21 protein-coding genes are annotated in these 24,246 nt (G+C 60.5%); 11 read left to right on the top strand and 10 right to left on the bottom strand.

What is annotated here, in order from left to right; translation table 11 throughout:
* Positions 1 to 3 precede the first annotated feature (3 nt).
* The 9 genes from murD (at position 4) to lpxC (ending at position 10,507) form a co-directional block, all read left to right on the top strand.
* On the top strand, positions 4 to 1,350 hold the full coding sequence (murD, locus tag JIO00_RS24180; protein WP_083375775.1) for a UDP-N-acetylmuramoyl-L-alanine--D-glutamate ligase: 1,347 nt from the start codon (positions 4 to 6) through the stop codon (positions 1,348 to 1,350).
* On the top strand, positions 1,347 to 2,564 hold the full coding sequence (gene ftsW, locus JIO00_RS24175) for a putative lipid II flippase FtsW (RefSeq protein WP_010458121.1): 1,218 nt from the start codon (positions 1,347 to 1,349) through the stop codon (positions 2,562 to 2,564). Before murD ends, ftsW begins: the two co-directional genes overlap by 4 nt.
* Positions 2,554 to 3,624: an undecaprenyldiphospho-muramoylpentapeptide beta-N-acetylglucosaminyltransferase gene (gene murG, locus JIO00_RS24170; RefSeq protein WP_010458119.1), complete on the top strand. Its 1,071-nt coding sequence runs from the start codon at positions 2,554 to 2,556 to the stop codon at positions 3,622 to 3,624. The genes ftsW and murG overlap by 11 nt, the downstream gene beginning before the upstream one ends.
* Entirely contained in the window at positions 3,617 to 5,080 is a 1,464-nt protein-coding gene (murC, locus tag JIO00_RS24165; protein WP_200666989.1) for a UDP-N-acetylmuramate--L-alanine ligase, read from the top strand. Before murG ends, murC begins: the two co-directional genes overlap by 8 nt.
* A complete protein-coding gene (locus JIO00_RS24160; protein ID WP_010458115.1) occupies positions 5,077 to 6,033 on the top strand; it encodes a D-alanine--D-alanine ligase in 957 nt (318 codons plus the stop codon). The genes murC and JIO00_RS24160 overlap by 4 nt, the downstream gene beginning before the upstream one ends.
* A 4-nt stretch (positions 6,034 to 6,037) precedes the next feature.
* On the top strand, positions 6,038 to 6,907 hold the full coding sequence (locus tag JIO00_RS24155; protein ID WP_010458113.1) for a cell division protein FtsQ/DivIB: 870 nt from the start codon (positions 6,038 to 6,040) through the stop codon (positions 6,905 to 6,907).
* 15 nt (positions 6,908 to 6,922) lie between these two features.
* Entirely contained in the window at positions 6,923 to 8,182 is a 1,260-nt protein-coding gene (ftsA, locus tag JIO00_RS24150) for a cell division protein FtsA (protein ID WP_008147519.1), read from the top strand.
* A gap of 107 nt (positions 8,183 to 8,289) precedes the next feature.
* A complete protein-coding gene (ftsZ, locus tag JIO00_RS24145; protein ID WP_007943486.1) occupies positions 8,290 to 9,483 on the top strand; it encodes a cell division protein FtsZ in 1,194 nt (397 codons plus the stop codon).
* A 112-nt stretch (positions 9,484 to 9,595) separates the two neighbouring features.
* On the top strand, positions 9,596 to 10,507 hold the full coding sequence (lpxC, locus tag JIO00_RS24140; protein ID WP_008147525.1) for a UDP-3-O-acyl-N-acetylglucosamine deacetylase: 912 nt from the start codon (positions 9,596 to 9,598) through the stop codon (positions 10,505 to 10,507).
* A 148-nt stretch (positions 10,508 to 10,655) separates the two neighbouring features.
* On the opposite strand, the gene JIO00_RS24135 is transcribed toward lpxC, so the two are convergent.
* The 8 genes from JIO00_RS24135 to JIO00_RS24100 form a co-directional block, all read right to left on the bottom strand.
* Positions 10,656 to 12,152 (bottom strand): sensor domain-containing diguanylate cyclase, encoded by a 1,497-nt coding sequence (locus JIO00_RS24135; protein WP_200666988.1) that lies wholly within the window; start codon positions 12,150 to 12,152, stop codon positions 10,656 to 10,658.
* Positions 12,153 to 12,300: 148 nt separating this feature from the next.
* Entirely contained in the window at positions 12,301 to 13,620 is a 1,320-nt protein-coding gene (locus tag JIO00_RS24130) for an OprD family porin (protein ID WP_200666987.1), read from the bottom strand.
* Between the two features lie 194 nt (positions 13,621 to 13,814).
* Positions 13,815 to 14,039, bottom strand: coding sequence for a hypothetical protein (locus tag JIO00_RS30030; RefSeq protein ID WP_010458093.1), 225 nt, complete (start codon positions 14,037 to 14,039; stop codon positions 13,815 to 13,817).
* A 275-nt stretch (positions 14,040 to 14,314) separates the two neighbouring features.
* Positions 14,315 to 15,679: a heavy metal sensor histidine kinase gene (locus JIO00_RS24120; RefSeq protein WP_200666985.1), complete on the bottom strand. Its 1,365-nt coding sequence runs from the start codon at positions 15,677 to 15,679 to the stop codon at positions 14,315 to 14,317.
* A complete protein-coding gene (locus JIO00_RS24115) occupies positions 15,669 to 16,346 on the bottom strand; it encodes a heavy metal response regulator transcription factor (RefSeq protein ID WP_007916978.1) in 678 nt (225 codons plus the stop codon). Before JIO00_RS24115 ends, JIO00_RS24120 begins: the two co-directional genes overlap by 11 nt.
* Before the next feature lie 9 nt (positions 16,347 to 16,355).
* Entirely contained in the window at positions 16,356 to 19,457 is a 3,102-nt protein-coding gene (locus JIO00_RS24110) for a multidrug efflux RND transporter permease subunit (RefSeq protein WP_200666983.1), read from the bottom strand.
* On the bottom strand, positions 19,454 to 20,614 hold the full coding sequence (locus JIO00_RS24105; protein WP_102593548.1) for an efflux RND transporter periplasmic adaptor subunit: 1,161 nt from the start codon (positions 20,612 to 20,614) through the stop codon (positions 19,454 to 19,456). Before JIO00_RS24105 ends, JIO00_RS24110 begins: the two co-directional genes overlap by 4 nt.
* Before the next feature lie 462 nt (positions 20,615 to 21,076).
* Positions 21,077 to 21,613 (bottom strand): hypothetical protein, encoded by a 537-nt coding sequence (locus tag JIO00_RS24100; protein WP_200666981.1) that lies wholly within the window; start codon positions 21,611 to 21,613, stop codon positions 21,077 to 21,079.
* Between the two features lie 462 nt (positions 21,614 to 22,075).
* Between JIO00_RS24100 and JIO00_RS24095 the strand changes: the two genes are divergently transcribed.
* Together JIO00_RS24095 and JIO00_RS24090 are read left to right on the top strand one after the other, a co-directional pair.
* The gene (locus JIO00_RS24095) at positions 22,076 to 22,447 is read left to right on the top strand and encodes a DUF6124 family protein (protein ID WP_083375781.1); all 372 of its coding nucleotides are present in this window, start codon (positions 22,076 to 22,078) and stop codon (positions 22,445 to 22,447) included.
* Positions 22,448 to 22,648: 201 nt separating this feature from the next.
* Entirely contained in the window at positions 22,649 to 22,906 is a 258-nt protein-coding gene (locus tag JIO00_RS24090) for a hypothetical protein (RefSeq protein ID WP_010458080.1), read from the top strand.
* Between the two features lie 157 nt (positions 22,907 to 23,063).
* Here JIO00_RS24090 and JIO00_RS24085 read toward each other — a convergent pair whose 3' ends face one another.
* A complete protein-coding gene (locus JIO00_RS24085; protein ID WP_200666979.1) occupies positions 23,064 to 23,813 on the bottom strand; it encodes a YkgJ family cysteine cluster protein in 750 nt (249 codons plus the stop codon).
* A gap of 83 nt (positions 23,814 to 23,896) precedes the next feature.
* On the bottom strand, positions 23,897 to 24,223 hold the full coding sequence (locus JIO00_RS24080; protein ID WP_077749378.1) for a hypothetical protein: 327 nt from the start codon (positions 24,221 to 24,223) through the stop codon (positions 23,897 to 23,899).
* Positions 24,224 to 24,246: the final 23 nt, after the last annotated feature.

Raw genomic sequence — 24,246 nt, 5'->3', positions numbered from 1 at the left:
CGAGTGTCTCTGATCGCTTCTGACCACTTCCGCATCGTTGTCGGCCTCGGCAAGAGCGGCATGTCCCTGGTTCGCTTCCTGGCGAACCGGGGCACGTCGTTTGCTGTGGCCGATACGCGGGAAAATCCACCGGAACTGGCCACGCTCAAGCGTGACTATCCGCACGTGGAAGTGCGTTGTGGCGAGCTGGACGTCGAGTTCCTGTGCCGTGCCGACGAACTCTACGTGAGCCCCGGCCTGGCGCTGGCGACTCCGGCCCTGCAGGCTGCCGCCGCCCGTGGCGTGAAATTGTCCGGTGACATCGAGCTGTTCGCGCGTAACGCGAAGGCGCCGATTGTCGCCATCAGCGGTTCCAACGCGAAAAGCACTGTCACCACCCTGGTCGGCGAGATGGCCGTGGCGGCGGGCAAACGTGTCGCTGTCGGTGGCAACCTCGGTACGCCGGCGCTGGATTTGCTCAGCGACGACGTCGAGTTGTACGTGATGGAGTTGTCGAGCTTCCAGCTCGAAACCACCGATCAACTCAACGCCGAAGTGGCGACCGTGCTCAACGTCAGTGAAGACCACATGGACCGCTACAGCGGTCTGCCGGCCTATCACCTGGCCAAGCACCGGATCTTCCGTGGCGCGAAACAGTTTGTGGTCAACCGTCAGGACGCCCTGAGCCGTCCGCTGATGGGCGAGGGCCAGCCTTGCTGGACCTTCGGTTTGAGCAAGCCCGATTTCAAGGCTTTCGGTATCCGCGAAGAAGACGGCGAGAAGTACCTGGCCTTCGAATTCCAGAACCTGATGCCGGTGCGCGAGTTGAAAATTCGTGGCGCCCACAACCAGTCCAACGCGTTGGCAGCATTGGCCCTGGGCCATGCCGTCGGCCTGCCGTTCGACGCCATGCTCTCGAGCCTGCGCACCTTCGCCGGGCTGGAACATCGTTGCCAGTGGGTTCGTGAGCTGGACGGCGTGAGCTATTACAACGATTCCAAAGCCACCAACGTCGGCGCCGCACTGGCGGCCATCGAAGGCCTGGGTGCGGACATCGACGGCAAACTCGTGCTGATCGCCGGTGGCGATGGCAAGGGTGCCGAGTTCAAGGATTTGCGTGACCCGGTGGCAGCCAATTGCCGCGCCGTGGTGCTGATGGGCCGTGACTCCGACTTGATCGGCCAGGCCATCGGCGATGCCGTGCCGCTGATTCGCGTCGGTTCGCTGGATGAAGCGGTTGCCCAATGCCGCGCCATCGCCGAACCGGGTGACGCCGTGCTGCTGTCGCCCGCCTGCGCCAGTTTCGACATGTTCAAGAATTACGAAGACCGTGGTCACCAGTTCGTCCGCGCCGTGGAGGATCTGGTATGAGCCTGATGAACATCATCAAGCCTTATCCGTCGCCGATCATCACCGGACGCGGGATCGACCTCGACTTCCCGATGCTCGCCGGTTGCCTGGCCTTGATCGGTCTCGGGCTGGTGATGATTGCCTCGGCGTCGACCGAAGTGGCGGCCGTGCAGTCGGGCAGTGCCCTGTACTACATGATTCGCCACTTGATCTACATCGTGCTGGGCCTGGGTGCCTGCGTCGTCACCATGATGATTCCGATCGCCACCTGGCAACGCCTGGGCTGGCTGATGCTGCTTGGCGCATTCGGTTTGCTGGTGATGGTGATCATCCCGGGGATCGGCCGTGAAGTGAACGGTTCGATGCGCTGGATCGGTTTCAGTTTCTTCAACGTCCAGCCATCCGAGATCGCCAAGGTGTTCGTGGTGATCTACCTCGCCGGTTATCTGGTGCGTCGCCAGAAAGAAGTGCGGGAAAGCTGGATGGGCTTCTTCAAGCCGTTCATCGTGCTGCTGCCCATGGCCGGCCTGTTGCTGATGGAACCGGACTTCGGCGCCACCGTTGTCATGATGGGCGCGGCGGCGGCGATGCTGTTCCTCGGCGGGGTCGGACTGTTCCGTTTCTCCTTGATGGTGGTCCTGGCGGTCGGGGCGGTGGTGCTGTTGATTCAAGTTCAGCCGTATCGAATGGCGCGTCTGACCAACTTTGCCGATCCATGGGCCGACCAGTTCGGTGCCGGCTATCAGTTGTCGCAGGCGTTGATCGCGTTTGGTCGCGGCGAATGGCTGGGCGTTGGCCTGGGCAACAGCGTGCAGAAACAGTTCTACCTGCCGGAAGCCCACACCGACTTCGTGTTCTCAGTCCTTGCCGAAGAGCTGGGTGCCGTGGGTTCCTTGTGCACGGTGGCGTTGTTCGTCTTTGTTTGCGTGCGTGGCATGTACATCGGCTATTGGGCCGAGAAGGCCAAGCAATTCTTCGCCGCCTACATCGCTTATGGCCTGTCGTTCCTGTGGATCGGCCAGTTCCTGATCAACATCGGGGTGAACGTTGGCCTGTTGCCGACCAAAGGCCTGACCCTGCCGTTCCTCAGTTATGGCGGCAGTTCGTTGGTGATTTGCGGTGCCTGTCTCGGCTTGTTGTTGCGCATCGAGTGGGAGAGTCGAACCCACTTGGGCAGCGAAGAGATGGAGTTCCATGAGAGCGACTTCGCCGAGGAGCCGACCCATGGGCGCTAACGTCTTGATCATGGCGGGCGGTACCGGTGGCCACGTGTTCCCGGCGCTGGCGTGCGCCCGCGAATTCCAGGCCCGCGGTTACACCGTGCACTGGCTCGGAACACCGCGCGGGATTGAGAACGACCTGGTGCCGATGGCCGGTATCGAGCTGCATCGGATCAACGCCACCGGTCTGCGCGGCAAGGGCAAGTTGTCCCTGCTCAAGGCGCCGTTCATGGTGCTCAAATCCGTCTGGCAGGCGCGGGCGATCATTCGTCAGCTGCGGCCAGTGTGCGTGGTCGGCTTCGGTGGTTATGTGACCGGCCCCGGTGGCGTTGCAGCCAAACTGGCCGGCGTGCCGGTGATCGTTCATGAACAGAACGCCGTGGCCGGTACCGCCAATCGGTTGCTGGTGCCGTTGGCCGCCCGAGTCTGTGAAGCGTTCCCCGACACCTTTACCCTGTCGGACAGCCGTCGGACCACCGGTAACCCGGTGCGCACCGAGCTGTTCCTCGAAACACAGCGCCCCGCCCTGGCGGGTCGCAAGGCGCGTTTGCTGATTCTGGGCGGAAGCCTGGGCGCAGAGCCGTTGAACAAGTTGCTGCCTGAAGCCCTGTCGCAAGTCGCCCCCGACCTGCGCCCGGAAGTGTTTCATCAGGCCGGCAAAAACCACGATGAAGTGACTGCAGAGCGCTATCGCGCGGCTGGCGTCGAGGCGCAAGTGCAGCCTTTCATCAAAGACATGGCCCAAGCCTATGGCTGGGCCGACCTGGTGGTGTGCCGCGCAGGCGCATTGACCATCAGTGAGCTGGCTGCCGCCGGTCTGCCCTCGATGCTGGTGCCATTGCCCCACGCGATCGACGATCACCAGACCCGCAACGCCGATTATTTGGCCCGTGAAGGCGCTGCCTTCCTGATGCCGCAAAGAACGACTGGCGCAGCGGATCTTGCCGCACGCCTGACAGAGGTCCTGATGCAACCACAACGACTCAACGACATGGCCACTGCGGCACGCCGCCTGGCCAAACCCGATGCCACCCGTAACGTGGTCGATACCTGCCTGGAGGTGGCCCATGGTTGAGAAACAGAAAGCCATGCCGCAACCGGAAATGCGCCGCATCCGTCGCATCCACTTCGTCGGCATCGGCGGCGTGGGCATGTGCGGCATCGCCGAAGTGTTGTTGAACCTGGGCTATGAAGTGTCCGGTTCCGACCTGAAAGCTTCGCCTGTGACCGAGCGTCTCGAGTCTTTTGGCGCGCACATCTTTATCGGTCACCGTGCTGAAAACGCCGCTGCCGCTGACGTGCTGGTGGTATCCAGCGCCGTGAACACGTCCAACCCGGAAGTCGCCACCGCGCTGGAACGTCGCATCCCTGTGGTGCCACGCGCAGAAATGCTGGCCGAGCTGATGCGCTATCGCCACGGCATCGCCGTCGCCGGTACGCACGGCGGCAAAACCACCACCACCAGCCTGATCGCTTCGGTGTTCGCGGCCGGTGGCCTGGACCCGACGTTCGTCATCGGTGGCCGCCTGAATGCCGCGGGCACCAATGCCCAGCTTGGCACCAGCCGCTACCTGATCGCCGAAGCCGACGAAAGCGACGCCAGTTTCCTGCACTTGCAGCCGCTGGTGGCCGTGGTCACCAACATCGACGCCGACCACATGGCGACCTATGACGGTGACTTCAACAAACTGAAGAAAACCTTCGTCGAGTTCCTCCACAACCTGCCGTTCTACGGTCTGGCGGTGGTGTGCCTGGACGATCCGGTGGTGCGTGAAATCCTGCCGTTGGTGAAACGCCCGACGGTCACCTATGGCTTCGGCGATGACTGCGACGTGCGCGCCATCAATGTGCGCCAGCAAGGCATGCAGACCTTCTTTACCGTACTGCGCCCTGATCGCGAGCCGCTGGATGTCTCGGTGAACATGCCGGGCAACCACAACGTGCTGAACGCGCTGGCCACCATCTGCATCGCCACCGACGAGGGCGTCAGCGATGAAGCCATCGTCCAGGGCCTGTCCGGCTTCCAGGGTGTCGGTCGACGCTTCCAGGTCTACGGCGAACTGCCGGTCGATGGCGGCAACGTCATGCTGGTCGATGATTACGGTCACCACCCGACCGAAGTCGCGGCCGTGATCCAGGCCGTCCGCGGTGGCTGGCCGGAGCGTCGTCTGGTGATGGTTTACCAGCCGCACCGTTACAGCCGTACCCGCGACCTGTACGACGATTTCGTCAATGTACTGGCCGATGCCAACGTCTTGCTGCTGATGGAAGTCTACCCGGCCGGTGAAGAACCGATTCCGGGCGCCGACAGCCGCAAGCTGTGCAACAGCATTCGTCAGCGCGGTCAGCTCGACCCGATCTACATCGAGCGCGGAGTCGACCTCGCGCCACTGGTCAAGCCGCTGCTGCGTGCTGGCGACATACTGCTGTGCCAGGGCGCCGGTGATATTGGTGGTCTCGCCCCGAAACTGTTGGCCAGTCCGCTATTTGCGGGTGCTGTTGCCGCGCCGACTGTGGGGAAGTTGAAATGACTGCTGCCTACGCCAACCTCGTCTCCACGGTCGCGCCGAAAGACTTCGGCCGCGTCGCCGTGCTGTTCGGCGGCAAGAGTGCCGAGCGTGAGGTGTCCCTGAAGTCGGGCAACGCGGTACTCGACGCGCTGCTGAGCGCCGGTGTGGATGCGTTCGGCCTCGATGTGGGCGATGACCTTCTGCAGCGTTTGCTGAACGAAAAGATCGACCGCGCCTTTGTCATCCTCCACGGTCGTGGCGGTGAAGACGGCAGCATGCAGGGCCTGCTCGAATGCCTGGGTATTCCCTACACCGGCAGCGGCATCCTGGCTTCGGCACTGGCCATGGACAAGCTGCGGACCAAACAGGTCTGGCACAGCCTCGGCATCCCGACGCCACGTCACGCGGTACTGAGCTCAGAGGCTGATTGTATTTCGGCAGCGACGGAACTGGGCTTCCCTTTGATCGTCAAACCGGCCCATGAAGGTTCAAGTATCGGGATGGCCAAAGTGACGTCCGCGTCGGAATTGATCGACGCCTGGAAAGCGGCCAGTACCTACGATTCGCAAGTGTTGGTCGAGCAATGGATTCAAGGTCCGGAGTTCACCATCGCCACCCTGCGTGACCAGGTGTTGCCACCGATTGCCCTGGGCACCACGCACAGCTTCTACGACTACGACGCCAAGTACGTGGCTTCCGATACTCAGTACCGGATCCCGTGTGGCCTGGACAGCACCAAGGAAAAAGAATTGATGGACCTCACGGCGAAAGCCTGTGAGGCGCTGGGTATCGCCGGTTGGGGCAGGGCAGACGTGATGCAGGACGCCGACGGGCAGTTCTGGTTCCTCGAAGTCAACACCGCACCGGGCATGACCGATCACAGCCTGGTGCCGATGGCGGCCCGTGCCGCCGGTCTGGATTTCCAGCAACTGGTTCTGGCGATTCTGGCCGCAAGTATCGAGGCGCGGGGTTAAGACCATGCAAGGCGCACAGCTGAGACATCAGCCCCCTCCAGCACCCGGCCGCAAGCCGGTGCCACGGGGTGCGAGCCGAATGGTGGCCAAAGAGCCGATGTCTGCGCGCCTGCCGAAAGCCAATTTTGGTTTTCTGAAAAGCCTGTTCTGGCCGGTGATGTTGGTTGCGCTGGGGTTCGGCACTTACGAAGGCGCGCAGCGTTTGCTGCCCTACGCCGACCGGCCGATCACCAAAGTCGCTGTGCAGGGTGACTTGAGTTACATCAGCCAGCAGGCGGTGCAGCAGCGAATCGCCCCTTATGTGGCGTCGAGCTTCTTCACCATCGATCTTGCGAGCATGCGCACCGAACTTGAAACGATGCCATGGATTGCTCACGCCGAAGTGCGTCGGGTGTGGCCGGATCAAGTAGTGATCCGCCTGGAAGAACAACTGCCGATAGCCCGTTGGGGCGATGAATCGCTGTTGAACAACCAGGGCCAGGCGTTCACCCCGCGTGAGCTGGCCAATTACGAACATTTGCCACAGCTGTTCGGCCCACAACGGGCGCAACAGCAAGTGATGCAGCAATACCAGGTGCTGAGCCAGATGCTCAGGCCGATGGGCTTCTCGATTGCACGCCTGGAGTTGCGTGAACGAGGCAGCTGGTTCCTGACCACCGGCGCCGGCAGCGCGGGCCCGGGGATCGAACTGCTGCTGGGACGCGGCAAGCTGGTGGAAAAGATGCGCCGCTTCATTGCCATCTACGACAAGACGCTTAAAGAACAGATTACGAACATTGCGCGCATCGATCTGCGCTACGCCAACGGCCTTGCTGTTGGCTGGCGGGAACCTGTAGCGCCCACGACAGCCCAACCCGCTGTCGCGAAGAATTAAGAAGAGGCAGGACCCATGGCAAACGTGCAAAGCGGCAAAATGATCGTCGGTCTCGATATCGGCACCTCCAAGGTGGTGGCGCTGGTCGGCGAGGTCTCGGACGACGGCACGCTCGAAATCGTCGGGATCGGCACTCATCCGTCCCGTGGCCTGAAGAAAGGCGTGGTGGTGAACATCGAGTCCACCGTGCAATCGATCCAGCGCGCGATCGAAGAAGCGCAGCTGATGGCCGGTTGCCGGATTCACTCGGCGTTCGTCGGCGTGGCCGGCAATCACATCCGCAGCCTGAACTCCCACGGCATCGTGGCGATTCGTGATCGCGAAGTCAGCTCCGCCGACCTTGAGCGTGTCCTCGACGCCGCCCAGGCCGTGGCGATCCCGGCTGACCAGCGCGTACTGCACACCTTGCCGCAGGATTACGTGATCGATAACCAGGAAGGCGTTCGTGAGCCGCTGGGCATGTCGGGCGTGCGTCTGGAAGCCAAGGTCCATGTGGTGACCTGCGCCGTCAACGCCGCACAGAACATTGAAAAATGCGTGCGTCGCTGCGGCCTGGAAATCGACGACATCATTCTCGAGCAACTGGCGTCGGCCTATTCGGTCCTGACCGACGACGAGAAAGAGCTGGGCGTGTGCCTGGTGGACATCGGCGGCGGCACCACCGACATCGCGATCTTCACCGAAGGCGCGATCCGTCACACCGCGGTGATCCCGATTGCGGGCGACCAGGTGACCAACGACATCGCCATGGCGTTGCGCACCCCGACCCAGTACGCCGAAGAAATCAAGATTCGCTACGCCTGCGCCCTGGCCAAGCTGGCCGGTGCCGGTGAAACCATCAAGGTGCCAAGTGTTGGCGACCGTCCACCGCGCGAGCTGTCCCGCCAGGCCCTGGCCGAAGTGGTCGAGCCGCGTTACGACGAACTGTTCACGCTGATCCAGGCCGAACTGCGCCGCAGTGGCTACGAAGACCTGATCCCGGCCGGCATCGTGCTGACCGGCGGTACCTCGAAAATGGAAGGCGCGGTCGAACTGGCCGAAGAGATCTTCCACATGCCGGTCCGCCTGGGCGTGCCCCATGGCGTCAAGGGCCTGGACGACGTGGTCCGCAACCCGATTTATTCCACAGGCGTAGGCCTGTTGATGTACGGCCTGCAGAAGCAGTCCGACGGGATTTCGTTCTCGGGCATCAGCAGTCGCGACAGCTACAGCAATGAAGAACCGAAAGCCGCCTTGCTCGATCGCATCAAGAGCTGGGTACAAGGCAACTTCTGACGAAGCAGATTCAAGCGGCAAGCTACAAGCCGCAAGAGCAAGCAGTAAAAGCGACAAGCAGTAAAAGCAGTAGGCGAAAAAACTAGAGAACGTAAAGGAGAGGGAAAATGTTCGAACTCGTAGACAACATCCCCGCAAGCCCGGTTATTAAAGTTATCGGTGTTGGCGGAGGCGGCGGCAACGCCGTCAATCACATGGTCAAGAGCAACATTGAAGGCGTTGAATTCATCTGCGCCAACACTGATGCCCAGGCGCTGAAATCCATCGGCGCGCGGACCATCCTGCAATTGGGTACCGGCGTTACCAAAGGTCTGGGCGCCGGCGCCAACCCTGAAGTAGGTCGTCAGGCCGCTCTCGAAGACCGTGAGCGCATTGCCGAAGTCCTGCAGGGCACCAATATGGTGTTCATCACCACCGGCATGGGCGGTGGTACCGGTACCGGTGCTGCGCCGATCATTGCTGAAGTGGCCAAGGAAATGGGGATTCTCACCGTTGCGGTGGTGACTCGTCCGTTCCCGTTCGAAGGCCGCAAGCGTATGCAGATCGCCGACGAAGGTATTCGTCTGCTGTCTGAAAGCGTCGACTCGTTGATCACCATTCCCAACGAGAAGCTGCTGACCATCCTCGGTAAAGACGCCAGCCTGCTGTCGGCTTTCGCCAAGGCCGACGATGTACTGGCCGGTGCCGTTCGCGGTATCTCCGACATCATCAAGCGTCCGGGCATGATCAACGTCGACTTTGCCGACGTACGGACTGTAATGAGCGAAATGGGCATGGCGATGATGGGCACTGGCTGCGCCAGCGGTCCGAACCGTGCACGTGAGGCCACTGAAGCGGCCATTCGCAACCCGTTGCTCGAAGACGTGAACCTGCAAGGTGCACGCGGCATCCTGGTGAACATCACCGCCGGTCCTGACCTGTCCCTGGGTGAGTACTCCGACGTGGGTAGCATCATCGAAGCCTTCGCTTCCGAGCACGCGATGGTCAAGGTCGGTACCGTTATCGATCCGGACATGCGCGACGAACTGCACGTGACTGTGGTTGCCACCGGTCTGGGCGCGAAAATCGAGAAGCCTGTGAAGGTCATCGACAACACCGTTCACACCTCCATGGCCTCCCAGCCGCAACAATCGGCGCCCGCTCGTCAGGAACAACCGGCGGTAAATTACCGTGACCTGGACCGTCCGACCGTCATGCGCAACCAGGCTCAGGCCGGTGCTGCGACTGCCGCGAAGATGAATCCGCAAGATGATCTGGATTACCTGGACATCCCGGCTTTCCTGCGTCGTCAGGCTGATTGATGGAATGTATCAGGGCTATGAAGGTGATTGGTGTTCAGCAAAGGTCTGGTCTGCTATTATCGCCAGCCTTTGTTGATACCAGTTCGCAATTTGCGCTGAAGCGGCCCAAGCCATGATTAAACAACGCACACTGAAAAATATTATCCGTGCTACAGGTGTAGGCCTGCACTCCGGGGAGAAGGTTTACCTGACCCTCAAGCCTGCACCTATCGACACCGGCATTGTGTTTGTTCGTGCCGACCTCGACCCTGTGGTGCAGATTCCTGCCCGCGCGGAAAACGTTGGTGAAACCACGATGTCGACCACATTGGTCAGTGGCGACACCAAAGTGGATACGGTGGAGCACTTGCTCTCGGCCATGGCTGGCCTGGGCATCGATAACGCCTACGTCGAGCTCTCCGCGTCCGAAGTCCCGATCATGGATGGTAGCGCTGGACCTTTCGTATTCCTGATTCAATCGGCCGGCCTGGAAGAACAGGACGCACCGAAGAAGTTCATCCGGATCCTGCGGGAAGTGACAGTGGAAGACGGCGACAAGCGCGCCACTTTCGTCCCTTTCGAAGGCTTCAAGGTGAGTTTCGAGATCGATTTCGATCACCCGGTTTTCCGTAACCGCACACAAAGTGCAAGCGTGGATTTTTCCAGCACTTCGTTCGTAAAAGAAGTCAGCCGCGCCCGTACCTTTGGTTTCATGAGTGACATCGAGTACTTGCGCAAGCACAACCTCGCACTCGGCGGCAGCGTTGAAAACGCTATTGTGGTCGACGCGGATGGTGTACTGAACGAAGACGGCCTTCGCTATGAAGACGAATTCGTGAAGCACAAGATCCTCGATGCAATTGGTGACCTCTACCTGCTGGGCAATAGCCTGATTGGTGAGTTCAAGGGCTTCAAGTCCGGACATGCATTGAACAACCAGCTGCTGCGCAAGTTGATTGAGCAGACAGATGCTTGGGAAGTCGTGACTTTCGAAGACGCCAGCACTGCACCGATCTCTTACATGCGTCCCGTAGCGGCCGTGTAAGTCAAAAACCTCTCTAGTTTTTAAAGGCTGCCTTCGGGTGGCCTTTTTTTATGCCCGCGGGAAAGAGGTAGACCGAGCGCCATTGTAGGCGCGGGCGGTGCGGCGATCCGACGTGCCCGCAAAGAGGCCAGTAGCGACACCGCAGATTTCAAGCCGTGTCGACCACCCGATTCCGTCCGTTTTCCTTGGCCTGATACAACGCCTTGTCCGCCGCAAACAGCAAACTCTCCAGGCTGATATCCGTCGCTGTCGTCCAGGTGCTGATCCCGATACTGACAGTCATCGGCTCATCAGCTCCCTCAACCAGCGGCAACTGCTCAACGGCCTTGCGGATGTTTTCGGCAATCTGCCGCGCACCGGCGCTATCGGTTTCCGCCAGGATCACCGAAAACTCCTCGCCGCCATAACGGGCAGCCAGGTCCGCCGGTCGTCGCACGTGGGCGCTGATAACGTTGGCCAGCGAGCGCAGCGCTTCGTCGCCGGCCTGATGGCCATGGCGGTCGTTGAACGCTTTGAAATGGTCGGCATCAATCATCATCAGTGACAAAGGCATGCCGGAACGTTGAGCGCGAAACCATTCATGGCGCAGGGCCTGATCCAGCGTTCGGCGGTTGGCCAGCCCCGTCAACGCATCGGTGGCGGCCAGTTGCGCCAGTTCGTGTTCGGCATCGTGACGCCGGCGCAATTCCCGGCGCAGCACCCACGTCAGCCACAGCAGGCTCACGCACAAGGCAGCGGTTGCAGAGCTGACCACCACTGCAGTGCGTTTCCAGGCCGAAAAGACTTCATCACTGGACAGTGCAACGATGACGATCAACGGCAAATTTCCGACCTTGGAAAAGGTGTACAGACGCTTGTCACGGTATAGATCGGACATGCTGGTGAAGCTGCCGTTGCCTTCTTTGACGATGCGCTGGAAATTGGGGCGGTTACTGAAATCCTTGCCGATCAGCTCTTCGGCCAGGCGTGGTTGCTGGGCCAGGAGAATCCCGTTCTTGCTGATCAGATTGACCGTGCTGTCGCGGCCGATGCTCAAACTGTTGAACAACTGATCGAAGTAACTCAAGCGCATGGCGGCTTCGGCAACCCCCAGAAACTCACCTTGGGCGCCACTCACCCGTCGACTGAAACTGATACGCCAATCGTGTTCGGCCGACCTGGCCCGGAAGGGCGGGCTGATGAACATGCCCGGGGCCGGGTTGTTCACGTGCGACTGGAAGTATTCGCGATCAGCGTAGTTGCCTTGCCTGGGTTCCACCGACGCCGAGTCGGCGATCACGTCGCCCTTGTTGTCGAGCAACAAAATGTCGCCCTTGTACGGCGCGGCGGTGGCGCGGTCGAAATAGGCCAGATGGCGAATGGTGGGAGAAACGCTCTTGAGATCTTCTCGCCGGGAGGCGGCGATCAAACCCAGCAGGGAAATATCATAGAGTTCGACATTGCGCAGCACATCGGCGTCGATCAATTGCACGATGTTGTTGGCGGCGCGAGCGGCGGACAACTCGGCGTTGGCGCGTTCACGGATCAGCAGGAAGGTCACAATGCTGAATATCGCAATCACCAACAGCACACTGCCGAGAGTCAGAAGTTGCTCCGATCGTGTCGAGCTGATCGGATGTTGAGATTTCTCATTGCTCACACTCATGGTTCTGACTTCTGCAAATAAGGCGTTATAAAAGTTTTTTACAAGAATCGGGCAGAGTTCCAGAAACCGGTCGCGTCCAGAGCGCTTGTATAAATGCCGGATAAAAAAAAGGCCAGCAAAAAAATGCTGGCCTTTTGCTTAGTGAAGCTTAGAAGACATTGAGCGGGTAGTCGACGATCACCCGGTATTCATCGGTGTCCTGATCCAGCGCGCCATAGCCATTGCCGCCGCGGTTGGTGGCCCATTGCATGCGCACCGCCAGATCCTTGGCCTTGCCGCCCTGGATCACATACTTGAGATCGATGTCGCGCTCCCAGTGCCTGGCGTTTTTGCCGTCGGCGCTGTACCACGAGGCGTAGCCACGGCTGTCCGGATCGACTTTGGTCAGGTCCAGTTCGCCTCGGGAGTAGGACAGCGCCGAGGTCAGGCCGGGCAGGCCGAGACCGGCAAAGTCGTAGGCGTACTTGAGTTTCCACGAGCGCTCGTTCGGGCCGTTGAAGTCAGAATACTGCTGGGAGTTGTCGAGGAAGACGCTGTCGCCCTGGCTGATGTAGTCGAACGGCGTGTTGCCGTTGACTCGCTGATACGCCGCCGTAACGCTGTGAAAGCCCACGCCGACGGTGAAATGCAGGCTGTAGGCGTTGTTGTCGATGTTACCCAGCAGCGCATCGCCGGTGTCTTGCGTGTGATAGAAATGCAGGCCCGGGTTGAGGCTGACCAGGTCGTTCAGCGCGTAGGTGTAATCCAGGTCGTAGTAGTACTGGTTCCAGATGTCCTTGAGTTCGGAGGCGTACAGGCTGCTGGTCAACCCCGGCAGACCGCTCCAAGCCACACCGGCCCAGTTCAGGTGCTGACTGTCGTCACCGTCTGCCAGGCTGCCGTAGGAGGTGCCGATGCGGGTGTGACCGCTCTGGTTGTACGGCTTGGTGAAGCTCGCCTGGCCACCTTCGATCAGGAAGCCGTCGAAGCTGTGGTTGGTCAGGCTGACCCCACGAAAGGTCTGCGGCAACATGCGGGTTTCGCCGCCGGCAATCACCGGGTTGGCGAGGAACAGGTCGCCGGCCTTCAACTCGGTATCAAAAGCACGCATTTTCAGCGTACCACCCGCCGTTGAGAACGACCCAGGCGCTTTGCCGTTGCCATCGCTGATCGGCAGGATGCTCGAACCATCCGTGCCGCCACCGCCGTCGAGCTTGAGCCCCAGCATGGCGTGGGCATCAACGCCGAACCCGACGGTGCCCTGGGTGAAGCCCGATTCAAAGAGACCGAGGAAACCCTGACCCCACTCGATGTTGTCGTCCGTCTGCTGCAGGCGGTTGCGGTTCATGTAGTAGTTACGGACATTAAGGTTGAGGCTCGAACCTTCGACAAAACCTTCCTGACTGGATTCGTCGGCGGCGTAGGCGGCGGGGGTCATCGTTGCAGCGATTGCAATGAACAGCGGGTTGAAACGGAGAGGGAAACGCACTTGCGGTAAAGCTCCTTGGTCAACTAAACACTTCATACTCTTGAAGTGCAAAATGTTTCTTGTCAGTGAAGACGAACTGGACGGCGTTTAAACCACAACGAAAAAAAGCCGCTGATAGCAGCGGCTTTGAAGACAACTTTTCAAAGGGAAGAGCCGATGAAAAGTGTCGAGGGAAAAGGAGCAAACGGGTCGGATCAGCTGTCTTTCTCAACCCGTGGCTGGCTTGAAGACATTGATGCTTGAGGGGTTTGCGCAGCCTCTTTAGCCTTGGCTGTCATTTCGCCCTGATGCTCTTCATACGAAGCGGCGCGTGCGGCATTGTGCGCGACGAAGGCCGGCGATTCTTCAGCCACGGCGAACGGAGACAGGAACAAAGAGGACAAAACGAAAGCGCTGGCAATACCCATAGTGTTGGACATCTTTAAAACCTTCTTGCTTGGCAAGTGCTGTTTGGTGCGGCAAAGATAAGGGGGATTGGACAGGGGAAAAAGAGCGGATTCATGAAAGGACTGTTGCGCTAAAAGCAACAGTAGCCGGCAGCGGGAAATGGCTTTTGTGGTGAGGGAGCTTGCTCGCGCTCGACTGCGCAGCAGTCGCAAACAACCCCCCCGATTTTCCTGAGGAACCTGAGTGGCTGATTGGGGGGCTGCTACGCAGCCCAGCGCGAGCAAGCTCGCTCGCCACAGGGAAGGGTCTAGACCGGGAGGTGGATGCCGAAGGTGTTCATGCCGTGATCACTGTGCACAAACACATCCCCGCCATGCATCAGCGCAATCGCCTTGACGATCGCCAACCCCAGCCCATGGTTATTCCCGCTGTTGCTGCGCGATGCGTCGACGCGATAAAAACGCTCGAACAATCGAGGCAAATGCTCGTTGGCAATCGGCGACCCGGGGTTGGCCACGCCGATGCTCACCTGGTGCTCCTCGACCTCGATCCGCACCTCAATCACCTGCCCGGGCCCGGTGTGTTGCACCGCGTTACTCAGCAAATTGATCAACGCCCGGCGCAGATGCGCAATCTCGATCCGCACCTGCGCATCTCCACTGACTTGCACCTGAACCTGCGCATCCTCAAGAATGAAATCCAGGTATTCAAGAGTCGTGGCCACTTCGTCGGCCAGCGAGGTGGAAGTCAGTTTGGTCGCCTTGCTGCCCTGATCCGCGCTGGCAAGAAATAGCATGTCATTGATGATCGAACGCAGCCGTTCCAGCTCTTCGAGGTTCGATTGCAGCACTTCGAAGTAGTGTTCCGCCGAGCGTCCACGGGTCAGCGCGACCTGGGTCTGGCCGATCAGGTTGGTCAGCGGCGAGCGCAGTTCGTGGGCGACGTCGGCGTTGAACGACTCAAGCCGCGAATAGGCCTGCTCGACTCGCTCCAGTGTGGAGTTGAACGAATTGACGAACTGATTGAGCTCCGGCGGCAGCGGCGATAAGCGCAAACGCCCGGAACGCAACGGCGGTGCAAGGCGTTGGGCTTCCTGCGACAACTTGATCAAGGGTTTGAGGCCAATTCGCGCCACCCAATAACCCAGCGCCGAGGCAAGCAACACGCCAATAATTGCCAGGCTGATCAGCGCGATCAGCAGATGATGCTGGGTCTGGAAAAACGTCTCGGTGTCGATACCGATCATGAAACGCAGCGGCGGCCGTTGATCCTTGGCCGGGAACTGGCTGACCAGCACTTTCAGCGGATAAGGCTGGTCTGGCAACGTCATGTCGCGCATCCCCAGGGGCCCTTCGGCAAAGGCGCGGATCTGCGGTGTCAGGTTGCCGTATTCGTAGTGAGGGTCGCCGCTGATGATCCAGAAACTGATGCGCTTGTCTTCTTCGCCGAGCAACTTGAGCTTGTTGTTGATCTTCACCCAATGCTCCGGCGTGCCATATCGCCCGACGGTGGATTCGAGCACGCTGTAACGCGCGTCCAGCTCCGCCTCGGGCAGCAAACCCAGGCCTTTGTCGACCTGCTGGTACAAGGCCCAGCCGATCAACAGGAACACCAGCAGCGCCACCAGCGTGAACATCCCGCTCAGGCGCAGGGCAATCGAATTACTGGACACCGCGGCTCTCCAGCACATAACCCATGCCCCGGATCGTGTGCAGCAGTTTTTCGTCGAACGGCCCGTCGAGCTTGGCCCGCAGGCGTTTGATCGCGACTTCTACGACGTTGGCGTCGCTGTCGAAATTGATGTCCCAGACCATCTCGGCAATCGCCGTTTTAGAGAGGATTTCACCTTGCCGGCGGGCCAAAACGCTGAGCAGCGAGAACTCCTTGGCGGTCAGGTCCAGGCGGGTGCCAGCGCGGGTGGCCTTGCGGCTGATCAAATCGATCCACAGGTCGGCGATGCTCACTTGCACGGGTTCGTGGCCGCCGCTGCGCCGGGTCAGCGCTTGCAGGCGCGCCACCAGTTCGAGGAAGGAAAACGGCTTGCCGAGGTAATCGTCGGCACCGTCGCGCAAGCCTTTGATGCGGTCTTCGACCCGCTCGCGGGCGGTGAGCATGATCACCGGGGTTTGCTTGCGCGCACGCAACGCGCGCAATACACCGAAGCCGTCGAGGCCCGGCAGCATGACGTCGAGGACGATCACCGCGTAGTCGCTTTCCAGCGCCAGGTGCAGGCCTTCGACGCCGTCGCGCGCCAGGTCCACGGTGTAACCCTGTTCCGTCAGGCCGCGGTGCAGATAGTCCGCGGTTTTTTCTTCGTCTTCGATAATCAGAACGCGCATGACCCCGCCTCAGTCTGTGGTTGCCAGCGCCGGCATCGGTGCGGGTTTGGGCTTATGGAAAAGCCGCTCAAGCCACAAGTATATGACCGGAGTGGTAAACAGCGTCAGCGCCTGGCTCACCAGCAAGCCGCCGACCACCGCGATGCCCAATGGCTGGCGCAGTTCGGCGCCGGTGCCGTAGCCGAGCATCAACGGCAGGGCGCCGAGCAGGGCGGCGAGGGTGGTCATGATGATCGGCCGGAACCGCGTGATACAGGCCTGGTAAATCGCCTCTTCCGGTGGCAAGCCACGATTGCGCTGGGCATCGAGAGCGAAGTCGATCATCAGGATGCCGTTTTTCTTGACGATGCCGATCAGCAACACCAGCCCGATCAGCGCCATGATCGAAAAGTCCTGGCCGCAGATCCACAGCATGATCACCGCGCCAAGCCCCGCCGATGGCAGCGTTGAAATAATGGTCAACGGATGGACGAAGCTCTCGTAGAGCACGCCGAGAATGATATACACCGCCACCAGCGCCGCCAGGATCAACCACGGCTGGCTGGCCAGCGAACTCTGGAACGCTTGCGCCGCGCCCTGGAAGTTGCCGCTCATGGCGGCCGGCATGCCGATGTCGGCCTTGGCCTGGTTGAGCATGATCACTGCATCGCCCAACGCCACGCCAGGCGCCAGGTTGAACGACAAGTTGGCGGCCGGGAACATGCCGTCGTGGGCAATAGACAACGGGCCAACCGTTGGCGCATCGAATGTCGCCAGGGCCGACAGCGGCACCATTTCCCCGCTCAGCGGCGAGCGCAGGTAGAAATAATTGAGGCTTGCGGCCTTGCCGCGTTGCTGGGTGTCCAGTTCCAGGATCACGTTGTATTGGTTGATCTGGGTCTGGAATTCATTGATCTGCCGTTGGCCGAACGCATCGTACAGCGCTTCATCGACATCACTGGCGGTCAGGCCGAAACGCGCGGCGGCGCTGCGGTCAATACTGATGTGGGTGATGCTGCCGCCCAGTTGCAGGTCGTTGGAAATATCGCGGAACGCCGGGTTGGCGCGCAGTTTTTCGGTCAGGCGTTGGGTCCAGGTGCTGAGCGTTGCGCCGTCGTTGCTCTTGAGCACGTATTGATACTGGGCGCGACTCGGGCCGGAGCTGAGGTTGATGTCCTGGCCGGCGCGCAGATAGAGCACGATGCCCGGGACTTTCATCAGTTTCGGACGGATCCGGTCGATGAACTGGCTGGCCGAGACGTCGCGGTCGCCGCGTTTTTTCAGGGAAATCCAGAAGCGGCCATTGGCGATGGTCTGGTTACTGCCCGAGACCCCGACCGAGTGGGAAAACGCCGCAACCGCTGGGTCTGTGGCGACGATTTCGGCCATCGCCAGGTGTTTTTTCACCATGTCGCCGTAGGAAATATCGGCGGCGGCTTCGGTGGTGCCGAGGACAAAACCGGTGTCCTGCACCGGGAAGAACCCCTTGGGAATAAAGATGTAACCGGCCACCGCCAGGCCCAGTGACAGAAAGAAAACCCCGATCATCAGTTTCTGGTGGGCGAGGGCACGGCGCAGCAGTTTTTCATAACCTGTCAGCAAACGTTCGCCAAACGTGGGTTTGCTGTGGGCGTGATGCACCGGGGCGCGCATGAACAGCGCGGCCAGGGTCGGCGCCAGCGTCAGCGACACCACCACCGAAATCATGATGGTCGAAGTGGCGGTCAGGGCGAATTCCTTGAACAGCCGCCCGACCACGCCACCCATGAACAGCAACGGAATGAACGCCGCCACCAGCGAGAAGCTGATCGAAACCACGGTAAAACCGATCTCGCCGGCACCCTTGATCGCCGCCTCGCGCATGCCGTCGCCGGCCTCCAGGTGGCGGTGAATGTTCTCCACCACCACAATCGCATCGTCGACCACAAACCCCACGGCCACCACGATTGCCACCAGCGTCAGGTTGTTCAGGCTGAAACCCATGATGTACATCAGGGCGAAACTGGCGACCAGCGATACGCCCAGTACGGCGGACACAATCAGGGTCGCCGACCATTGGCGCAGGAACAGCGCCATCACCGCCACCACCAGCATGATCGCGATCAGCAGGGTAATTTCCACTTCATGCAGGGAGGCGCGGATGGTCTGGGTGCGGTCGACCAGCACCTTGACCTGCACCGAGGCCGGCAGCATGGCTTCGAGGCCGGGCAGGGCGGCCTGGATGCGATCAACGGTTTCGACGATGTTGGCGCCCGGCTGCCGGGAAATCACCAGGTTCACCCCGGGTTGATCACCGGCCCACGCCTGAACGTAGGCATTTTCCGAACCGTTGACGACTGTAGCGACATCCTTGAGGTGAACCGGGGCACCGTCCTTGTAGGAAACGATGAGCTGGTTGTATTCCTCGGGGTGGAACAATTGGTCGTTGGTCGACAGTGTCGAGATACTCGACTCACCGTACAACGCACCTTTGGCCAGGTTGAGGCTGGTTTGCTGGATCGCCAGCCGAATGTCCGCCAGGGTCAGGCCGATGGCCGCGAGTTTGTCGGCCGAGACTTGAACACGGATTGCCGGACGTTGCTGGCCGGTGATATTGATTTGGCCTACGCCGTCGATCTGACTGATCTGACGCGAGAGCAGGGTTTCCACCAAGTCACTGAGTTCGGTGCCGGGCATCAAGGTTGAGTTGATGCTGAGAATCAGCACCGGGCTGTCGGCCGGGTTGACCTTGCGCCACGTCGGCAGGTTCGGCATGTCCTTGGGCAGCTTGCCGGCGGCGGTGTTGATTGCGGCCTGTACTTCCTGGGCGGCGGTGTCGATGCTTTTGTCTAGGGTGAATTGCAGGGTCAGGTTGGTCGAGCCCAAGGCGCTGCTCGAGGTCATCTGGGTCACGCCGGGGATGGCGCTGAATTGCACTTCAAGCGGCGTGGCCACCGACGACGCCATGGTTTCGGGGCTGGCGCCGGGCAATTGTGCGGCGACTTGAATGGTCGGGAATTCGGCTTCCGGCAGCGGCGCAATCGGCAGGCGCGGGAAGGCGATAACGCCGAGCAACACCAGGGCAAAGGTCAGCAGGATCGTCGCCACCGGATGATCGATGCACCAGGCTGAGACAGAACCGTGGCCCTTCATGGCTTCGACTCCGATTGCACCACTTGCGGCGGCTCGGTCATTACCTGCACGGTCGAGCCGGGTTTGAGCCGCGACTGGCCGTCGCTGACCAGCACGTCACCCGGTTTTACGCCTTTGATGATGTCCTGGCCGCTGCCTTGGTAGACCATTTGTACGGTGACGGTTTCGACCTTGTCGCCGTTGACGCGGTACACGAAATGTTGATCGAGGCCACGCTGTACGACAGTGGGCGGGACCACCAGCGCATCTTTATCCAGGGCGGTCTGAATTTTTACCGTCACCAGCAGGCCCGGCCAGAGCTTCTGCCCGGGATTGTTGAATTCCGCCTTGGCGCGGATGGTCCCGGTGTTGGCGTTGATCTGGTTGTCGATCAGGGTCAGGTGCCCTTCGCCCAGCAGGTTGCCGGTTTCGCCGTCGGTGTCGGCGCCGATATAGGCCTTCACTTGTGCGCGCTCGGGGTCGCCGATCAGGCCTTGCAGGGTAGGCAGCATTTGTTGCGGCAGGGAAAACTCGACGGCGATCGGGTCAATCTGGGTCACGGTGAACAGGCCCAGGGTGTCGGTCATGCGCAGGAAGTTGCCTTCGTCCACCGTGCGAATACCGACGCGGCCGGTGACCGGGGAGCGAATCTGTGTGTAGGAAAGCTGCACCTGAGCGGCGTCGATTGACGCCTGATTGCCTTGGGCGGTGGCTTTGAGCTGGTTGACCAGGGCTTGTTGCTGGTCGTAGGTCTGCTTGGATACGCCGTCATCGACGCTGAGCAGTTTGTAGCGCTTGAGGTTGATCAGCGCGACTTGCAGTTGCGCCTGGCTTTCGCCGAGTTGTGCCCGAGCCTGGTCGAGGCTGGCGCGGATCGAGCGGTCGTCGATGGTGGCGAGCAGGTCGCCTTGTTTCACCAATTGGCCTTCTTTGACCAGGATTTTGGTGAGGATGCCGTCGATTTGCGGGCGGACTACGACGCTGTGCAGGGACAGGACCGAGCCGATGCCGGTGACGTAGCGGGGGACGTCTTTTTCGGTGACGCTGACGACTCGAACCGGGATCGCTGTGGGCGCGGCGAGTTTGGCGGTGGCGGGTTTGGTGGCGTACCACGCGCCACTCGCTGCCAGGGCGATCAGCAGGCCTGCGATCAAGGCGGTTTTTTTCTGGGTTCGCATGCGAGTGGGGGCGCCGGGCTAGGTGGTCGGGAGTCGGGTCGGGTTTATACCTTCCTTTATAAACCTGTTCGGCGGTCAGGAAGGTGACTGCTAACTGACGGCGCTGTCAGTTTGGGCTTGGCGGCCTGGTAGCCGACCATGCTGCTGTTGATGGCGTACATATCCATTCCTGCGGTAACGGTTGCTGGCGGTTTCGCTCTTACAGCGACTCACTTTTCCAAACGCCGAAAAGTAAGCAAAAGGCTTCGCCCCAGCGTCCGGCCCCTCGCCTGGGCTCGGCGTACCCTCGCTCCGGCATTCATCTGGGGGCATCGCCTCCGGTCGGCTTCGCTTCGACCTCCTCTCGATGTGTGCGGCTTCGCCGCACGGCGCTACGCGCCCACCCCCCAGATGAACGCCTCCACTCAGCCTCCCGAAGGGGCGGGCAGATCAAGATCAAAAGCAGGCGAGCTAACGCTCGGCCTAATGAGTGGGGAAAAGCGAAGCGTGTACACCGAACCCCTTGTAGGAGCGAGGCTTGCCCGCGAAGGCGGCCTGACAGCCGACCAATTTCTTGCAGACGTGCATCGTTCCACTGTAGGAGCGAGGCTTGCCCGCGAAGGCGGCCTGCCAGCCGACCAATTTCTTGCGGACGTGCATCGTTCCACTGTAGGAGCGAGGCTTGCCCGCGAAGGCGGCCTGACAGCCGACCAATTTCTTGCAGACGTGCATCGTTCCACTGTAGGAGCGAGGCTTGCCCGCGAAGGCGGCCTGCCAGCCGACCAATTTCTTGCAGACGTGCATCGTTCCACTGTAGGAGCGAGGCTTGCCCGCGAAGGCGGCCTGCCAGCCGACCAATTTCTTGCAGACGTGCATCGTTCCACTGTAGGAGCGAGGCTTGCCCGCGAAGGCGGCCTGACAGCCGACCAATTTCTTGCGGACGTGCATCGTTCCACTGTAGGAGCGAGGCTTGCCCGCGAAGGCGGCCTGACAGCCGACCAATTTCTTGCAGACGTGCATCGTTCCACTGTAGGAGTGAGCCTGCTCGCGATAGCGGTCTGCCAGCCGACCATTTTCTCTCTACTGCCCCCGATTGATCGTTCCCTACGCTCCGCGTGGGAATGCCGCCCGGGACGCTCCGCGTTCCATTTTTGTGTGTTGAAAGATGTGTAAAAAACACAGCGTTTTCCCACGCATTTTTCAGGTTGCCGGGTAGGAAGCGTGTTCTCTAACCTTTGGCTGTCGCTGCAAATTCAGCGACCGGGCGTGAGATCCCCGGCAACTAGTATGCATCTAGCGCCAATGCCACCATAATTGGCGCCAGCTTATCCGCTGCCTGTAAATGCGTTATGGCGGCTGTGTGCGGGCAGACTTCGGTCTGGCCGGGTGCCTACTACCGGTGATCTCACACTGCACATAGCTGCCACCTCTTCGCCGCGTGAGATCCGGCGAATGGTGGCACCCATTTCAGTAGGAGTTTGCATGGATAAGTTAATCCCCGATCCACCCATCAATACCACCACACCCCGCGACGAAACCACCCAGGCCGAATCGCTCATCAAAGACCACGAAGCCATGAAACGCGCGCTCGATTACTACCTCGATCCCCCCGAGCGCTACATCGAAAAACCGCGCCGGCCGAGCACGATGTTTGTGGTCGATCCTGATGTTGATTCTGAAAGTCTGTTGGCCCATGCCTGTGAATCTTTGGCATCAGCGAGTGTGATGAGCAGTGATTTTGCGACGAGTCTGGAGGGGCCGCAGCGGCATACGCTGATGGCGATTCAGCAGGTCATCATGCTGGCGGAGTTGGCGGTGAATCGGGTGTTGGATAGGGTTGAGGTTCCCCGGTAGATAGCGTTCGGTCTGATTGACCGCGTGATCGTTCTTCGCGGGCAAGCCTCGCTCCCACAGGTGCGGGGGTTGCTCGCGATTGGCACAAAACCCGACGGACTCGCTTGCGGCGTGAAGCTTGCGGCTCTGGACACAGGTATACTGCCGCTCTTTCGCGGCTCGCTGACCGGGCCCGACTTTTTGCATCACCCCGGAGCTTTCATGACTTCCCCGACACAACCGCCGGTTGCCGACGCTTTGAGCGACGCCCCGGCAGACCTGCCAGACAGCGTCGACTCCAGCGCAGACAGCGAAACCAAAGCCGCGATCCCGGCGTTCAAGTTCCCGTTCAAACCGGGTGATTTGGCCGCTGCGAAGAATGCCAGCCAGCCTTGGTACAAGAATGGCGCGAAGAATGGCCATACCAAGACACCAGGGGCTGCGCCTCCAGGGACTCGTCGGTCGATGGGTAAACGCTGAGTTTCAAACGCTGCAGTGCCTGATCAATCGCCTTCGCGAGCAGGCTCGCTCCCACAGTAGATCTCAACAGGACACAGATTTTGTGTGTACGACGCAGATCAATGGTGGGAGCGAGCCTGCTCGCGAAGGGGCCATAACAGGTTGAACAGCCCTGGAATCAAGCCACCCGCAACGAAATAAACGCATAGTTCACCGGCACTTCCGTCGCCACCATCGCCCCGGCCGCCTGCACTTGCACGGCGATGTCTTCCCCTGACACATGAAACTGCCAATCACTGCCTGAGCCCGCCAGCGGCTGCGCGGCAACCTGGTCGATGACGGTGGCAAACGCCTTCATATCCGGCAGGTAAGCCGTAAATCCATCCCCCTTCAACGCTGTCGTCCGAATCCCCAGCAGCCCGCAAATCGCATCCTTGGTCTGAATGTCGTCGCGATCCGCCTGGCGCGAACGCTGGATCAATCCCGCGAGTTCCTGATCCACCAACTTACCCCCGATGATCAAGTCCGGCCCCTGTTCCCACGATTCGGGCGGGCATTCTTTCACTGCGGTGTTCAGCGCAATGTGCGGATTGATTTCCATCGGGTAGATGCGGCACACCAGCGGGCGGCGTTCGTAGATTCGGCAGAGGTTGTCTTCGTCAAGATTCCGGCAGGGACCGACGTTGTAGGCGGCAAAAGTGATCGCCACGTAAGCCTCGGACGTGCCGCTTCGAACCACTACTGAGCGACGTTCGGCGTGTTCGCGTTGCTGCACGGGAAGGCCCAGGCCGTTGCCGAGGAAACCTTCCACCAACACGATCACCTGACCGCCGTCGGCCGCCCACATGCGGGCTTCGGCCAGGGTCAGGGGCACGTGGTGGTCGTTGCAGCATTTGCCGCAACCTACGCAGGAAAATGTCGTATTCATTGAGCGGTCGGTCGCTTCCGAGGGCATGGAACGGCGCCAGAAAGACACCGCGAAGGCTCGGGTCGAAGCAAGTTATGCGCCAGTCACTGGGTTTTGGCGGTGGGGCGGATGGAGTCCCATTCGGTCACGTAGGCGGTTTTGCTCTTTTTGTTGTACAGGCACAGTTCGGTGCCTTGCTGGCCTTTCATGTGTTTTTGCGGGTATTGGCCTTGCATCAGGAGCGCGGTGTAGTCGACCCGGTCGTCGAACTGCGCGGCGGTGCCGACGGGTTTGGCGTTTTTCAGGCCGCTGGCTTTGGTGCAGCTGGCGAGCACGGCTTTGTCGTAGGCGGCCCAGGCGTCGGGACTGGAGGCGTGGGCTTGGGGGGCGAGGGCGGTAAGGCAGAGCAAGGTCAGGGTGGCGGTTTTCATGGGGCAGGCATCCTTGGGCATTG

Origin of the sequence: Pseudomonas sp. SW-3 (genome assembly GCF_016615645.1) — a bacterium.
GTDB lineage: Bacteria > Pseudomonadota > Gammaproteobacteria > Pseudomonadales > Pseudomonadaceae > Aquipseudomonas > Aquipseudomonas mandelii.
The sequence above is the reverse complement of the archived record's forward strand: the minus strand, read 5'-3'. Positions and strand labels throughout refer to the sequence as shown.